Source organism: Roseibium sp. RP-7 (assembly GCF_053005225.1).
This window is the reverse complement of record NZ_JBRKQA010000001.1, coordinates 2,787,284-2,802,203: the sequence shown is the minus strand read 5'-3', so window position 1 is coordinate 2,802,203 and position 14,920 is coordinate 2,787,284. Positions and strand designations below refer to the sequence as shown.

Below are 14,920 nucleotides of genomic sequence, written 5' to 3'. Positions count from 1 at the left end.
TCTTTCCATGAAAATCGTGATTTGCGGCGCGGGGCAGGTGGGCTATGGCATTGCCGAGCGTCTGGCTGCGGAACAGAACGACGTGTCCGTGATCGATTCTTCTCCGCAACTGATCAACGCCATTGGCGATCAGCTGGACGTGCGTGGCTTTGTCGGGCACGGCGCGCATCCGGACGTTCTTGCTCAGGCCGGCGCCGAAGAGGCCGACATGATTGTTGCCGTCACACTTTATGACGAGGTCAACATGGTGGCCTGTCAGGTGGCGCATTCGCTCTTTAACGTTCCCACAAAGGTCGCCCGAATCCGGGCGCAATCCTATTTGCAGGGGCGCTGGCGCAATCTGTTTTCGCGCGATCACATGCCGATCGACGTGATCATCTCGCCAGAAATCGAAGTTGGCGAGATGGTACTGCGCCGTCTGGCGCTTCCAGGCGCTGTCGAGACTGTCCGGTTTGCCGACGACCAGGTTGTTGTCGTCGGGATCATGTGTGAGGAGGACTGCCCGGTGGTGGACACTCCCTTGCGCCAACTTACCGAACTCTTCCCGGACCTTGGGGCCGTTGTCGTCGGCCTTTATCGAAACAACAGGCTGTTTGTTCCCAAGAGCAGCGATTCCATTTTGACGGGTGATCTTGCCTATGTGGTTGCCCGCCGCGACCAGGTTCGCAGAACGCTGAGCATTTTCGGACACGAGGAACCGGAAGCGGCCCGTGTCGTGATTTGCGGTGGTGGCAACATCGGGCTCTATGTCGCCAAGGCACTTGAACAGCGTCAGTCCGGAACAAAGATCAAGCTTATCGAAGCCTCCCGTGAGCGGGCGATGGCTGTTGCCGATGAGCTGAAGCGATCGGTTATCCTGCATGGCAGCGCGCTGGATCAGACGATCCTGAATGAAGCCGATGCCGGCGATGCTGATACCATGGTGGCTCTCACCAACGAGGATGAAGTCAACATTCTGTCTTCCGTCATGGCGAAGAAGCTTGGCTGCAAGCGCTCCTTGTCGCTGTTGAACAATCCGAGTTACCCGGCTTTTGCCAACGCGCTGGGGATTGATGCGTTTATCAACCCGCGCGCCGTAACAATCTCTCGTATTCTCCAACACGTCCGACGTGGTCGTATCCGCGGCGTTCATTCGCTTCAGAACGGGGCTGCGGAAATTGTCGAGGCGGAAGCACTTGATACGTCGCCGCTGGTCGGCAAGCCGCTTAGGGTTATCGATCTGCCGTCCGGTATCCGCATTGGTGCGGTTTTCCGCGGCGGTGAGGTGCTTACGCCTAATGGTGACCTGCAGATTCAGGCGCAAGACCGTATCGTGATCTTCGCGGTTGCGAACCGCGTGCGCCAGGTAGAACAGATGTTCCGCGTCAGCCTTGACTTCTTTTAAGGCTGAGTGGCTTCTTTCTGGCCTTGCTTTTGTCTGACCGAAAGGTCAAAACTTTCAAAAATACCAATCGGTTCGTTTCGAACCGTCCTGTTCTGGAGGAACCATGAGCCGGATTGCCTATGTCAACGGCCAGTATGTGCGTCATGCCGATGCTGCGGTGCATGTTGAAGACCGCGGTTATCAGTTTGCCGATGGCGTTTATGAAGTCTGTGAAGTCTGGCAGGGCAAGATCGTCGACGTTCCGCGCCATCTGGACCGCCTTGGCCGGTCCTTGAGTGAGCTGCGCATAGACTGGCCAATGGCCCGCAACGCCGTGGAATTCGTACTGCATCAGGTAGTCCGTCGGAATCTTGTTCGCAACGGACTGGTTTATATTCAGGTGACGCGCGGTGTTTCCAAGCGCGATCACTTCTTCCCGCCGGCGCATGTTGCGCCGTCGATCGTTGTGACCGCCCGTTCGTCCAGCCCGACTGCCGCCAAGGCACAGGCCGAACAGGGTATCTCGGTGTTCAGTTATCCGGAAAACCGTTGGCCGCGCGTTGATATCAAGACCGTTGCGCTTTTGCCGAACGTGCTGGCGAAACAGAACGCCAAGGAACAGGGCGGCAAGGAAGCCTGGTATGTGGATGCCGACGGCAATGTCACCGAAGGCGGATCGACAAACGCCTGGATCGTTACCAAAGAAGGCGTTTTGGTCACCCGGCCGGCCGAGAGCGGGATCCTGCGCGGTATCACACGCGCCGTGGTTCTTGATCTCGTCCAAAAGGAAGGGCTGACGTTTGAGGAAAGACCGTTTAGCCTTGAAGAAGCTTTTGATGCGAAGGAAGCTTTCGTCACGGCAGCGACGACTGTCGTGATGCCTGTGACACGTTTGGACGGCAGGATTATCGGAAACGGTCATCCTGGATCGGTGGCAACCCGATTGCGCGAATTGTTCCATACTGCTACTGATTTGCAGGCGGTATGATTCGATTGGCCTCATTGGGTCGAAAGTACGAAACTATTTTAGACCGAGGCAGACGGTCTTGACTGGTGGGCTATACGAAAAGCGGGCGGTGCGTCAAACATTAGTCATTGATACTGAACGGCTTTTGACGGTAGGCTGCTGAAACGCCGGATGCTCGGCCGCATCCGGGGCAAATAGGATAAAAAGACTGATGGCTGAGCGCGCACAAAATCTCCAAGACACTTTTCTTAATCACGTTCGCAAGCAAAAAACTCCTCTGACGATTTTTCTGATCAACGGTGTGAAATTGCAGGGTGTCGTGACATGGTTCGACAACTTCTGCGTTCTGCTGCGTCGTGATGGGCATTCCCAGCTGGTTTACAAACACGCGATTTCCACAATTATGCCAAACGGACCTGTTCAACTGTTCGATCAGGCTGAGGAAAACGCTGAAAAGGCAAGCTGATTGAAACCGAAGTCTCGCGCAGACGATTTTTCTAAATCCAACGGTTCCGAGGAACCTGGCCAGAAATCTCTAAGGTTGAAAGATACTGGGGTGGACCGTCTGCCCCAGCCCTTCCGTGCAATGATTCTGGAGCCGGTTCTGCAGTTGCGTGGCGAATCCGCGCAGACAGAACTTCGCGGCAATCGCAGCCCGGAAGCGCGGTTGGAAGAAGCCCTCGGCCTGAGCGCTGCCATCAATCTCAATATCGCGCATTCCGGCGTTGTCCGGGTCAACAATCCCAAGCCTGCAACCCTGTTTGGCGATGGCAAGGTTGCCGAGCTTGCCGGGATCGTTGCAAGCGAGGATCTGGATCTTGTTGTCATAGATCATCCGCTCACCCCGGTTCAGCAGCGAAATCTTGAACGCCGGCTGAAGACCAAGGTCATCGACCGCACCGGTCTTATCCTGGAGATCTTTGGTGACAGGGCCCGCACCAAGGAAGGTCGGCTTCAGGTCGATCTGGCGCATCTGACCTGGCAGAAGAGCCGTCTCGTCCGCTCCTGGACCCACCTTGAGCGCCAGCGCGGCGGCGCAGGTTTCATGGGCGGTCCAGGTGAAACCCAGATCGAGGCCGACCGGCGCCAGATTCAGGACCGGATCATTGCGTTGCAGAAACAGCTGGAACAGGTTCGCCGGACGCGTGACCTGCACCGCAAGAAGCGCAAGAAAATCCCGCAACCGGTTGTCGCGCTAGTCGGTTATACCAATGCTGGTAAATCGACGCTTTTCAATCGGATGACCGAATCTGACGTTTTTGCCAAGGATCTTCTGTTCGCCACGCTCGATCCGACCTTGCGCAAGGTAGCCTTGCCGCATGGCAAGGAAGTCATCCTGTCGGATACGGTGGGATTCATCTCCGATCTTCCGACCCATCTGGTCGCCGCATTCCGGGCGACGCTGGAAGAGGTGCTTGAAGCGGATCTCATTCTGCATGTGCGGGACATTTCGCATCCGGACACCGAAGCGCAGGCAGAAGACGTCAAGAAGACGCTGACGGATCTCGGGGTTGACGCGTTGACGGGCGCGCCAATCATTGAAGTCTGGAACAAGATCGACTGCCTTGATCCGGCTTACCGCGAAAAGTTGCTGGAAGATGCCGGTGAAGAGGGGCCGATTGCCCTTTCCGCGCTGACCGGCGAAGGGATCGAGCAGCTTTATGCCCGTGTCGATGCTTTCATGGCGCAGCACGACGACATCCTGACTGTGAAGATCCCCGTTGCCGATGGCGCTCTGCTGGCGAAACTTTATCAGATGGCAGAGGTGCTGGAACGCAGCGATGCCGAAGATTTCGTAACAGCGGAAGTGCGCGTTTCCGACAAGCAACGTGGCCCGTTTCGCGAGCTTTATGCCGCTTATCTTTAGCTAGCCTGATAGAAAGCCGGAACGAGCCGGGCAGGGGGAACTATTTGTTCTTCGCGGCCTGCCAGGCTGCTTCCATCTCATCCAGCGTCATCGCTTCAAGTGTCGTGTCCGTTTTCACTGCGTGAGCTTCAATGGCTGCAAAACGCTTGCGGAATTTCCGGTTTGTACGCCTGAGAGATTCTTCGGGATCGATGTCCAGATGCCGGGCGAGGTTTGCAAGCGCGAACAACGTGTCGCCGAGTTCGTCGGAGATCCGGTCTTTGTCCGGAGCGGATTTGGCAAGTTCTTCGTCGAGTTCGTGAGTTTCTTCTCTGATCTTGTCCAGAACCAGTCTGGCATCGTTCCAGTCAAAACCAACCCTTGAAGCCCGTCGCTGCAGCTTGTCGGCTTCCTGAAGGGCCGGGAAGGCGGTCGGGACGTCGTCGAGAAAGCCCTTTTGCGCTTCTTCCATACCGAGGGCTTCCTTGGCGGATCGCTTTTCTGCCCGTTCTTCAGCCTTGATCCGTTCCCAGATACCTTTGACCAGTTCCGGTTTTTCTCCGTTTTCGTCACCGAAAACATGGGGGTGCCTGCGGATCAGTTTTTTTGTGATGGCCTCGACCACATCGCCAAAGTCGAAGTGGTCGTCTTCTTCAGCCATGCGTGCATGGTAGACGACCTGAAGCAACAGATCGCCGAGCTCTTCGCGCAGTTCCACCAGATCGTTCTTGGCAATGGCGTCCGCGACTTCGTAGGCCTCTTCCAGCGTATAGGGCGCGATGGTTGCGAACGTCTGTTCCAGATCCCAGGGACAACCGGTCACGGGCGTTCTGAGCGCTGCCATGATTTCGATAAGGCGGGAAATGTCTCGGCTGGGAGTCATGGAGTGGAAACATCCTGTCTGCTTGTCATCCGGATGATGCTTTTGGCATATCCGGGATGACAAGTGGAGAGGCAAATCACCCCCTGACGGACGGATGCCAGAAGGTGACGGCGCGTTCCAGGAGCGCGACGAGGCCGTAGAACAGCGATCCGGCGAGGGCGGCAACGGCGATTTCTGCCCAGACCATGTCAACGTTCATGCGGCCGACTTCCGTGGAGATACGGAAACCCATGCCGACGATTGGTGTGCCGAAGAATTCAGCGACAATCGCGCCGATCAGGGCGAGCGTCGAATTGATCTTCAGCGCATTGAAGATGAAGGGCATGGCCATCGGCAGACGCAGCTTGAAAAGCGTCTGCCAGTAGTTGGAGGCGTAGGTGCGCATCAGGTCGCGTTGCATGGCATCAGACGCGGCAAGGCCGGATACCGTGTTCACCAGCATCGGGAAGAAGGTCATGATGATCACGACCGCTGCCTTGGATGGCCAGTCGAAACCGAACCACATCACCATGATGGGGGCGACACCGATGATCGGCAGTGCAGACACCAGATTGCCGATCGGCAGCAGGCCGCGGCGAAGGAACGGCACCCGGTCCACCAGAATGGCAGTGATGAACGCCGAACCACAGCCGATGGCGTAACCGGCCAGAACGGCTTTCAGGAAAGTCTGGCGAAAGTCAGCCCACAATGTTGGTCCGGAATTGGTCAGGCGCACCCATATTTCGGAAGGGGCTGGCAGCAGAACCTTCGGAACGCCCGCGCCGGTGACCACGATTTGCCACAGTACCAGAAGGGTAATGCCAAAGAGTGCCGGAATGGCGAGGTTGATGAGCCGGGCTGCAAGTGGCGACAGGTTGCGCCATGTGGCGAGACGCTCAACGAAGAGCCAAGCCGCTGCCCAGGTTGCTGCTACCAGGGCCCAGAAACCGAGCGTTGCCTGCCCGACGTGGTGCGAGGAGGTTGAGATCAGCAGCCAGGCAGCAATGGCGGTAATGATGCCGAGGACAAGGTCTCCAAAGGGGTTGCGCATGAAGCCTAGTTCGTAGCGCACACCGGCGATTGCCAGGATGACCAGGCAAAGGGCAAGACGCGGAACATCCATGATGCCGTAGTCCGGTCCGAAGATCGGACTGAACAGGCCAACTACCACCATGGCTACGATGAACCAGGCCAACAGCGCCGGCATATCGAGGCGGCTCTTTTTTGCGGTCATGGTGCTCATCCGGCCATCCCCATGCGTTTCAGCGTGCGCTTCTCGATCATGCCTATCAGGGCAACCAGGGACCCTGCCAAAAAGGCGGCCATCAGAAGTGCCGACCAGATTTGGACAGTCTGGCCGTAGTAGGAGCCGGCAAGCAAACGCGCGCCGAGACCGGCCACGGCACCGGTCGGCAGTTCACCGACGATCGCTCCAACGAGAGAGGCAGCCATGCCGATTTTCATCGATGTGAAAAGGTAGGGCACTGCATAGGGTAGGCGCAGTTTCCAGAACGCCTGGAAGCGTGTCGCCGAATAAGTGTGCATCAGGTCCATGTGAATGACTTCAGGTGATCTCAGTCCCTTCACCATGCCGACCGTGACCGGGAAGAAGGACAGGTAGGTGGAGATCATGGCTTTGGGCAGCAAACCTGAGATCCCGACGGCGTTGAGAACGACGATGATCATCGGCGCGATGGCCAGAATGGGAATGGTTTGCGAAGAAATGACCCACGGCATCAACGATTTGTCGAGAACACGCGAATGAACGATGCCAATTGCCAGAAGAATGCCGAGTGTCGTGCCGATCAGAAACCCGAGAAGCGTCGAAGAGAGTGTGATGCCCGTATGATAGACCAGCGATCGCTTGGAGGTGATCTTCTTGTTTACCGTCGTGTCCCAGATTTCCACAATCACCTGGTGCGGCGCAGGCAGGACCGGGCGCTCCTGGTAAAGCGTATCGGTGACCAGTTGAGAGAACCCGACATCACTTTGTCCGGCGCGCTCATACATGTCTTGCTGGAATGGGGTGTTAAGTGCGACTGCAGCGACATACCAGAGCGCTATGATCGCCAAGACTACGACGGTGACCGGCCCGACCGTTCCAGACATCAGACCGGCAAATGGGTTCGTGCTACGGGTCTGCGAAAGAGAGGCGTCAGTCATGTATCCGCGCCTTTCCTGCAATCGCAAAAATACGCTGCCAAACCCTGGTCGCAACACCATCAAGGGCCTGGATTTCCACGGCAGGGTCGACTTCAACAAATGTCGCAGGTCGATGCGATCTAGTCTTCATAGGAGTGTCCTGCCTTCAAGCCATCCCGTACCCGGTGGGCGATTTTCAGGAACTCCGGTGTCTCGCGAATATCGAGACTGCGGTTGCGAGGCAGATCGCTTTCGATCACGTCGTAGATACGGCCAGGGCGCGGACACAGTACGACGATCTTGGTCGACAGGAACACCGCTTCCGGGATCGAGTGGGTTACGAAGACAACGGTCTTGTTGGTCTTGGCCCAAAGCTGCAGCAATTGTTCGTTGAGATGGTCGCGTACGATTTCGTCGAGCGCACCGAAGGGCTCGTCCATCAGGAGCAGATCCGGCTCGACGGCGAGGGCGCGGGCGATCGACGCGCGCTGCTGCATGCCGCCTGAAAGCTGCCAGGGATACTTCTTTTCGAAGCCGGTGAGGTTCACCAGCTCCATGTTTCGGGAAATCCGCTGTTGCTGCTCGGCCTTTGAAAGCCCCATGATCTCAAGAGGCAATGCCACATTCTTGGCAATCGTTCGCCAGGGATAAAGGGCGGCAGCTTGAAAGACATAGCCATAGGCCCGATTGAGGCGCGCTTGTTCCGGAGAGACACCATTGACCGTGATGGACCCCGCGGTCGGCTTTTCAAGATCGGCGATAACCCTGAGCAATGTGGTCTTGCCGCAACCCGACGGACCGATGAAGGAAACGAAGTCTCCCTCTTCGATCTTCAGATCGATGTCTGAAAGCGCGTGAACCGGGCCGTCGTTCGTCTCGAATGTCAGCGAGAGGTTCTCGATATCGATCACCCGGTTCGGGCTGGCGCTTTGTTTGTTTTCCACCATTTCGGTGTCCTTTGCGCTGGCAAGTGCAGTCATCAAGTTCCTCGCGGCACGAGTCGGGTCCGGATTGACGTGTTCTTTTCTTGAAGGCCCCGCCTGTTTGAAAGGCGGGGCCGGATTGGATCAGACGCCGCTGGCGGGAATGCCGGTGCGTTCCACCTTACGCGGTGCCGTCAGTTCCTTCCACGTGCTTAGCGCCTTGTTGACGGCCTGATACGGCTTGCGGGCGACAAATTCGCCATGACCCTGGCTGTGGTTGACGGTCCCGTCTTCCACTGCAACGCGGCCACGGGTGAGTGTGTAGCGCGGCAGCCCTTTGACGGCCTTGCCTTCGAAGACGTTGTAGTCGATGGCGGACTGTTGGCTGGAGGCGGAAATGGTTTTCGATTTTTCTGGATCCCAGACGACAAGATCGGCATCTGCGCCAACCAGAATTGCTCCTTTTTTCGGATAGATATTCAAGATTTTTGCAATATTGGTTGAAGTGACCGCGACGAATTCATTGGGTGTCAGGCGACCTGTATTCACGCCATATGTCCACAACATCGGCATCCGGTCCTCAAGACCACCGGTGCCGTTCGGGATTTTGGTGAAATCGCCGACACCGGTGCGCTTCTGATCTGTGGAGAATGCGCAATGGTCGGTCGCAACCACCTGCAAGGAGCCGGAAGCGAGACCAGCCCAGAGACTGTCCTGGTGTTTCTTGTCGCGGAACGGAGGCGACATAACCCGGCGTGCGGCGTGGTCCCAGTCGGCGTGCTTGTATTCGCTGTCATCCAGCGTCAGATGCTGGATGAGCGGTTCGCCATAGGCACGGATGCCGTTCTGGCGAGCCCGGCGAATGGCCTCATGCGCCTGTTCCGAAGACGTGTGAACGATATAGACCGGTACACCAGCCATATCCGCGATCATGATTGCGCGGTTGGTTGCCTCGCCTTCCACTTCCGGCGGGCGGGAATAGGCGTGTGCTTCGGGGCCATTGTTGCCTTCCGCCAGCAGCTTTTGCTGCAAGGTGGCGACGACATCGCCGTTTTCCGCGTGCACGAGCGGCAGGGCGCCAAGCTCGGCGCAGCGTGAGAACGAGGCGAACATCTCGTCGTCATTCACCATCAGGGCGCCCTTGTAGGCCATGAAGTGCTTGAACGTGTTGATGCCCTTCTGCTGGACGATGGTCTGCATGTCATTGAAGACCTCTTCGCCCCACCAGGTGATCGCCATGTGGAAGGAATAGTCGCAATGGGCCATTGATGACTTGTTGTCCCACATCTGCAGGGCTTCCAGCAGCGACTGGCCGGGTGAGGGCAGGGCGAAATCAACGACCATTGTCGTGCCACCGGCCAACGCTGCGCGTGTGCCGCTGTCGAAATTGTCCGAAGAGAATGTTCCCATGAACGGCATTTCGAGGTGGGTGTGCGGATCGATGCCGCCCGGCATGATGTAACAGCCGGTCGCATCCAGGGTTTCGTCACCAGACAGGTTGGGGCCGATTTCGACAATGCGGCCACCTTCGATTTTCACATCGGCTTCGTAGGAAAGATCGGCAGTTACAACCGTACCGCCCTTGATCACTTTGCTGGCCATTTGTGTTCCCCTTCTCGTTTGTTCACTCGTCCGGTGCGTTGCACCGGAAATTTCCTTCGTCAGCCTGCCTCATGGACAGGTTTGTACCGGTGACGTCAGATCCCGGTCTTTCAGGATCATCGCAATGTTCTGCTGCGCTGCGAATTCGCAGGCTTCTTGAAAGTCTATCGGCCGGTCCGTGTATTCTGCATCGAAGATCGGCTTGCCTGCCCGGACATAGGCGTTGACGTCGTCGCACCATTTGTCCTGAAAACAGCTTTCGGCGATCAGGAAGTCCATGTGGTTGATCAGATCGGCAGTCAGGTCGGGCACATTCTTCTGCCCGATGCCGAGTTCGAGCGAATGGGCAATGGCGGCCAGTCTGGCGACATAGGCAACAACGTCGTCTGCGGTAATCGGAAATCCGCTGTCGTTGTCATGAACGTCCATGTTGTCAGGTTCAATCGCGTCGAAACCCTCGTTCTTGCAGGCTTCGAAGCGGGATTTCATGATCGGAAGCAGGACATCAAGACGGCGGATATCGAGAAAACGCTCGTCCGGCCAGTCTTCATAGGTTTTGCCGAGCACGTCATCCGGAAATTCGTTGAAATCCTCGGAGGTGTTTTCCAGGGTTCCGATGCTGACATAGCAAATGGTGCGGACACCTTTTTGCCTGAGAGCTGCCAGGTCATCCGGCGTCACAAGGTCTGGGTGCAAATCCAGAACCCTGACATTCCTGTCGAGATCGACCGGCTCTGTGAGTTGCCAGTCCCAGCTGTCTCCAACGGAAAAGGCAAAGACAGGTGCTGCGGCCCAAAACTGGGCGCAGACCATTGCCAGTGCCTTTCCATTAAAAGTCATGTTCCTCTCAATTCCCTGTAACGGGCCTCGGTTCAGGTCCGAGGCAGTCAGGTGTTCGCTAAATCCGGTCGCTGACGCGACAGGTTGGCCGATGTTTGTGCTATTCCACGATACCCGCAGTCTCGACCACCGCGTGGAACAAGACGTCAGCACCCGCTTTCGCCCAATCCTTGGAAATCTCTTCTGCCTCGTTGTGCGACAGACCGTCGACACAGGGGCACATGATCATCGCGGTTGGCGCGACCTTGTTGATCCAGCAGGCATCGTGACCCGCGCCGGAAATGATGTTTTGATGGGAATATCCGAGACGCTCGGCAGCGTTGCGAACCGCCTCGACGCATCCCTTGTCGAATTCTACCGGGTCGAAACCGCCGACTTTTTCAAATTCGACGTCCAGTCCCATGTCATCGCAGATCTTCTTGGCGCCTGTCTTCAGCCGATCTTCCATATCCTTGATGACGGCGAGATCCGGAGAGCGGAAATCGATCGTGAAGACAGCCTTGCCGGGGATCACGTTTCGTGAATTCGGGAAAACCTCGATGTGGCCGGCTGCACCCACAGCATGTGGAGCATGCGACCAGGCGATTTCATCCACCAGTTCAAGAATACGGGCCATGCCGAGGCCGGCGTTCTTGCGCATGGGCATCGGCGTGGAGCCCGTGTGGCTGTCCTTGCCGGTTACCGTCACTTGCGTCCAGGAAAGGCCCTGGCCGTGGGTCACAACACCAATATCCTTGCCCTCGGCTTCCAGGATCGGACCCTGTTCGATGTGGAGTTCGAACATTGCGTGCATCTTGGTCTTGCGCGCACCGACTTCTTCATCACCAACCCAGCCGATGCGCTTCAACTCATCGCCGAACTTCAAGCCTTCGTGGTCGGCCCGGTCATAGGCCCAGTCCTGTGTATGCACACCTGCAAAGACGCCTGACGCAAGCATTGCCGGTGCAAAGCGAGTGCCTTCCTCGTTGGTCCAGTTGGTGACCACGATCGGGTGTTTGGTCTTGATGCCGAGATCGTTCATTGTTCGGATGACTTCCAGTCCGCCGAGCACGCCGAGAACGCCGTCATACTTGCCGCCAGTCGGCTGTGTATCGAGGTGCGAGCCGACATAGACGGGCAGGGCGTCCGGGTCTGTTCCCGGCCGGGTCATGAACATGTTGCCCATGGTGTCGACCGCCATGGTCATGCCGGCTTCCTCGCACCATTTCTGGAACAGCTTGCGGCCCTCGGCGTCGGCATCGGTCAGGGTCTGGCGATTGTTGCCACCGGCAACACCCGGGCCGACCTTTGCCATCTCCATCAGACTGTCCCAGAGGCGTTCTGCGTTGATCCTCAGGTTTTCGCCGGGGGCTGCCATGCTTGTGTCTCCTAAAACGTGTCTTTGTCTCTTGTTTGCCGGGTATCAGTCGATGGCGTTCAGCACGCTGCGCAGCTTGCCGAACAACTCGTCGATCTGTTCCTTCGAAATAATCAGCGGCGGGGACAGGGCGATGATATCGCCAGTCGTGCGGATCAGCAGCCCGTCGTCGTAGGCCTTCAGGAACGCCGAGAACGCCCGTTTCGTCGGTTCTCCTGCAATTGGCGTCAGTTCGATTGCGCCAATCAGACCGAGGTTGCGAATGTCGATGACATTCGGGCAATCCTTGAGCGAATGCAGGCCGTCTTCCCAATATTGAGCAAGGTCAGCCGCACGTGTCAGCAGGCCTTCTTCATCGTAGGTGTCGAGTGTTGCAAGAGCGGCTGCGCATGCGAGCGGATGCGCGGAATAGGTATAACCGTGGAACAGCTCAATCATGTGTTCCGGGCCGGTCATGAACGTATGATAGATGTCCGATGTACAGAACACCGCCCCCATCGGGACGACGCCGGACGTCAGGCCCTTCGCTGTTGTGACAAGATCCGGCGTTACACCGAAGAAGTCAGTCGCAAACGGTGACCCCAGACGACCGAAACCGGTGATAACTTCGTCGAAAATCAGCAGAATGCCATGCTCAGAGCAGATTTCGCGCAGGCGTTCCAGATATCCCTTGGGCGGGATCAGAACGCCGGTCGAGCCGGCGACCGGTTCAACGATGACAGCTGCGATGGTCGAGGGATCATGAAGCTGAATGATACGGATCAGCTCTTCTGCATATTCAGCGCCGTTTTCCGGCATGCCGCGCGAGAATGCATTGCGCTCGGGATCGTGCGTATGGCGCATGTGGTCGACGCCGGTGAGCATCGTGCCGAAGGTCTTGCGGTTGGAGACGATGCCGCCAACCGATATACCGCCAAAGCCGACACCGTGGTAGCCACGTTCACGGCCAATCAAACGGGTGCGAGTGCCCTGTCCGATCGCGCGCTGGTAGGCAAGTGCAATCTTCAGTGCGGTGTCCACGCTTTCCGATCCGGAATTCGTGAAAAAGACATGGTCCAGCGGGGAGGGCATCATGGCCGCGAGACGCGCAGCAAGTTCAAATGCCTTGGGATGGCCCATCTGGAAGGCGGGTGCATAGTCCAGCTCGGCAATCTGCTTCTGGACCGCTTCAACGACCTTGGGACGGGAGTGACCGGCGTTGCAGCACCAGAGGCCGGCCGTGCCGTCGAGAACCTGGCGGCCGTCGGCAGTGGTGTAATGCATGTCCTTGGCCGACACGAACATGCGTGGGGCCTGCTTGAATTGCCGATTGGCCGTGAACGGCATCCAGAAAGCTTCGAGATTGTTGGTGGCAGCCTGGCTCGATGCTGACATACGTCCTCCTTGCGACCCTTCGTGCTTGAAGCGGCCGACTGTTGCTGATTTGTGATGGAAGGAATAGCACGCGCACTGCGTCAACGGCAGTGCCGACTGCGCTGGTCCTCTCCCCACACTGTTCCCTGGCGTTCCGGATGGGCTTTTGCCTCTTTCCCGTTCGCCTAAATCCTCTGTCTGGCCTTGCAGCCGCCCCGGGTTGCCGGGGTTCCCGAGTTGGCCGATGGCTGCCGTTTGTTCAAGACATCCCCATTGCGAGGGACGGATCAATCGACTAGCCTTCTGACCATCTGGTCAATTTACCCTAGGAGGGATTTGACCAAATGGTCAAGATGCAAATCCGGTCGTCATGACTAATTTCTGGTCATTCCCTCCGGTGCTGAACTTGCCAGTTGTGAAATCGGTGTTTTTTCCGGAAAAATGCCGTGTGGTTTGGGTGTAGGGTTGCGACCCTTCGCGGCAGAAGACGGAACGGTAGATGGCGGATTTGGGCGAGCAGACGCAGGCATCCTTTAAATCAGGCGGGCTGAGCCGGATCCAGGAAAAGAACCGGTCCCTGATTCTGGAAGCGGCGCTTGGCGAGTTTTCCATGAAGGGATTTTCCGGCGCGACAGTTGAGCGGATCGCTGCGGATGCCGGAATGTCGAAGTCCAACCTGCTCTATTACTTCTCCTCCAAGGAGGCGATCTATAGCGCGACGCTGGCCCATATTCTGGAGGTTTGGCTTGCCCCTTTGAAAACGCTCAATCCGGATGGGGAGCCGGCGCAGGAACTGGCTGCCTATATTCGCCAGAAGATCGAAATGTCTGCCAGGTTTCCGGAAGCCTCAAAGCTGTTTGCCAACGAAGTGATGCAGGGGGCGCCACAGATTTTGCCGATCCTGCAAACGGATCTGAAGCGTTTGGTGGCCGAAAAAAGTCAGGTGATCGAAGACTGGATTGCGGCAGGCAAGATGCGAAGTGTCGATCCTGTCCATCTCATCTTCACGATTTGGGCAACCACCCAGCATTACGCGGACTTTTCGGTGCAGATCAAGGCGTTGACCGGGAAGGACCTTTCCGACGCGGCCTTCCAGGCCGAAGCGGAAGCGGCGGTGACGTCGCTTATCTTGAACGGTGTCGGCCTGAAGTTGCCGACCGAGAGCGATCAGGCGGTATGAGCGGCGAGACGGACGATCCCTTTGCTGCTTCAAAGATTGCAGTGACCGGACGCCTGTTCATCCTCAAGGATGATCTCACAGAAGATTTCATTCGCGCCTCCGGGCCTGGCGGGCAGAACGTCAACAAGGTCTCAACGGCAGTTCAACTGCGGTTCGACCTTGCCGGCAATGAAACACTTCCCGAAGACGTCAAGACGCGAGCGGCGAGGCTTGCAGGCAGCCGGCTGACTCTGGGCGGCGAGATCGTCTTGCAGGCGGATCGGTTCCGGACCCGCGAACGGAATCGGGAAGACGCGTTGGAGCGTTTGCTGGACTTGCTTCGAAAGGCTACGGAAAAGCCGAAACCCCGCAAGGCCACGAAACCGACCCTCGGATCCAAGAAGCGTCGTCTCGACGCCAAGAAACAACGTGGTCAGATCAAGAAAATGCGCGGCCGTTCAAGTGGTTACGACGGTTAACGGACGTAGAGCATGGCGTCGATTACA

Annotated in this window: 14 protein-coding genes; 6 read left to right on the top strand and 8 right to left on the bottom strand. The window is 57.3% G+C overall.

Annotated features, from left to right (window positions below; all coding sequences use genetic code 11):
• The first annotated feature begins 7 nt into the window (after positions 1 to 7).
• The 4 genes from trkA to hflX all read left to right on the top strand — a co-directional run bounded on the left by trkA (position 8) and on the right by hflX (position 4,197).
• A complete protein-coding gene (gene trkA / locus ACVDG9_RS12590; RefSeq protein WP_022998587.1) occupies positions 8 to 1,384 on the top strand; it encodes a Trk system potassium transporter TrkA in 1,377 nt (458 codons plus the stop codon).
• 103 nt (positions 1,385 to 1,487) lie between these two features.
• On the top strand, positions 1,488 to 2,351 hold the full coding sequence (locus ACVDG9_RS12585) for a D-amino-acid transaminase (protein WP_022998588.1): 864 nt from the start codon (positions 1,488 to 1,490) through the stop codon (positions 2,349 to 2,351).
• Between the two features lie 187 nt (positions 2,352 to 2,538).
• Positions 2,539 to 2,796, top strand: a complete 258-nt coding sequence (gene hfq / locus ACVDG9_RS12580) for an RNA chaperone Hfq (RefSeq protein WP_173006241.1) — start codon at positions 2,539 to 2,541, stop codon at positions 2,794 to 2,796.
• A 120-nt stretch (positions 2,797 to 2,916) separates the two neighbouring features.
• Positions 2,917 to 4,197 (top strand): GTPase HflX, encoded by a 1,281-nt coding sequence (gene hflX / locus ACVDG9_RS12575; protein WP_447238309.1) that lies wholly within the window; start codon positions 2,917 to 2,919, stop codon positions 4,195 to 4,197.
• Positions 4,198 to 4,237: 40 nt separating this feature from the next.
• Here the strand turns inward: hflX and mazG are convergent, their stop codons facing one another.
• The 8 genes from mazG to aptA form a co-directional block, all read right to left on the bottom strand.
• Positions 4,238 to 5,059 carry a nucleoside triphosphate pyrophosphohydrolase gene (gene mazG, locus ACVDG9_RS12570; protein ID WP_447238124.1) on the bottom strand — a complete coding sequence of 274 codons (822 nt, stop codon included), beginning with the start codon at positions 5,057 to 5,059 and terminating at the stop codon, positions 4,238 to 4,240.
• 76 nt (positions 5,060 to 5,135) lie between these two features.
• A complete protein-coding gene (locus ACVDG9_RS12565; RefSeq protein ID WP_075283187.1) occupies positions 5,136 to 6,281 on the bottom strand; it encodes an ABC transporter permease in 1,146 nt (381 codons plus the stop codon).
• Complete coding sequence (locus tag ACVDG9_RS12560; protein ID WP_022998592.1) at positions 6,278 to 7,201, bottom strand: ABC transporter permease; 924 nt, start codon at positions 7,199 to 7,201, stop codon at positions 6,278 to 6,280. Before ACVDG9_RS12560 ends, ACVDG9_RS12565 begins: the two co-directional genes overlap by 4 nt.
• Before the next feature lie 119 nt (positions 7,202 to 7,320).
• Positions 7,321 to 8,127 carry an ABC transporter ATP-binding protein gene (locus ACVDG9_RS12555; RefSeq protein ID WP_152507646.1) on the bottom strand — a complete coding sequence of 269 codons (807 nt, stop codon included), beginning with the start codon at positions 8,125 to 8,127 and terminating at the stop codon, positions 7,321 to 7,323.
• 120 nt (positions 8,128 to 8,247) lie between these two features.
• Entirely contained in the window at positions 8,248 to 9,705 is a 1,458-nt protein-coding gene (gene hydA / locus ACVDG9_RS12550; protein WP_447238123.1) for a dihydropyrimidinase, read from the bottom strand.
• Between the two features lie 69 nt (positions 9,706 to 9,774).
• Positions 9,775 to 10,545 carry an endo alpha-1,4 polygalactosaminidase gene (locus ACVDG9_RS12545; protein ID WP_447238122.1) on the bottom strand — a complete coding sequence of 257 codons (771 nt, stop codon included), beginning with the start codon at positions 10,543 to 10,545 and terminating at the stop codon, positions 9,775 to 9,777.
• 100 nt (positions 10,546 to 10,645) lie between these two features.
• A complete protein-coding gene (locus tag ACVDG9_RS12540; RefSeq protein ID WP_055654352.1) occupies positions 10,646 to 11,902 on the bottom strand; it encodes a Zn-dependent hydrolase in 1,257 nt (418 codons plus the stop codon).
• Positions 11,903 to 11,947: 45 nt separating this feature from the next.
• Entirely contained in the window at positions 11,948 to 13,276 is a 1,329-nt protein-coding gene (gene aptA, locus ACVDG9_RS12535) for an omega-aminotransferase AptA (protein WP_447238121.1), read from the bottom strand.
• A 478-nt stretch (positions 13,277 to 13,754) separates the two neighbouring features.
• On the opposite strand from aptA, the gene ACVDG9_RS12530 reads away from it, so the two are divergent.
• Both ACVDG9_RS12530 and arfB read left to right on the top strand, forming a co-directional pair.
• A complete protein-coding gene (locus ACVDG9_RS12530; protein ID WP_447238120.1) occupies positions 13,755 to 14,435 on the top strand; it encodes a TetR family transcriptional regulator C-terminal domain-containing protein in 681 nt (226 codons plus the stop codon).
• A complete protein-coding gene (gene arfB, locus ACVDG9_RS12525) occupies positions 14,432 to 14,893 on the top strand; it encodes an alternative ribosome rescue aminoacyl-tRNA hydrolase ArfB (protein ID WP_055654348.1) in 462 nt (153 codons plus the stop codon). The genes ACVDG9_RS12530 and arfB overlap by 4 nt, the downstream gene beginning before the upstream one ends.
• Positions 14,894 to 14,920 lie beyond the last annotated feature (27 nt).

Coding starts and splice junctions, on each gene's coding strand:
- trkA (WP_022998587.1), top strand. CDS start 8: ATGAAAATCGTGATTTGCGGCGCGGGGCAGGTGGGCTATGGCATTGCC.
- ACVDG9_RS12585 (WP_022998588.1), top strand. CDS start 1,488: ATGAGCCGGATTGCCTATGTCAACGGCCAGTATGTGCGTCATGCCGAT.
- hflX (WP_447238309.1), top strand. CDS start 2,917: ATGATTCTGGAGCCGGTTCTGCAGTTGCGTGGCGAATCCGCGCAGACA.
- mazG (WP_447238124.1), bottom strand. CDS start 5,059: ATGACTCCCAGCCGAGACATTTCCCGCCTTATCGAAATCATGGCAGCG.
- ACVDG9_RS12565 (WP_075283187.1), bottom strand. CDS start 6,281: ATGAGCACCATGACCGCAAAAAAGAGCCGCCTCGATATGCCGGCGCTG.
- ACVDG9_RS12560 (WP_022998592.1), bottom strand. CDS start 7,201: ATGACTGACGCCTCTCTTTCGCAGACCCGTAGCACGAACCCATTTGCC.
- ACVDG9_RS12555 (WP_152507646.1), bottom strand. CDS start 8,127: ATGGTGGAAAACAAACAAAGCGCCAGCCCGAACCGGGTGATCGATATC.
- hydA (WP_447238123.1), bottom strand. CDS start 9,705: ATGGCCAGCAAAGTGATCAAGGGCGGTACGGTTGTAACTGCCGATCTT.
- ACVDG9_RS12545 (WP_447238122.1), bottom strand. CDS start 10,545: ATGACTTTTAATGGAAAGGCACTGGCAATGGTCTGCGCCCAGTTTTGG.
- ACVDG9_RS12540 (WP_055654352.1), bottom strand. CDS start 11,902: ATGGCAGCCCCCGGCGAAAACCTGAGGATCAACGCAGAACGCCTCTGG.
- aptA (WP_447238121.1), bottom strand. CDS start 13,276: ATGTCAGCATCGAGCCAGGCTGCCACCAACAATCTCGAAGCTTTCTGG.
- ACVDG9_RS12530 (WP_447238120.1), top strand. CDS start 13,755: ATGGCGGATTTGGGCGAGCAGACGCAGGCATCCTTTAAATCAGGCGGG.
- arfB (WP_055654348.1), top strand. CDS start 14,432: ATGAGCGGCGAGACGGACGATCCCTTTGCTGCTTCAAAGATTGCAGTG.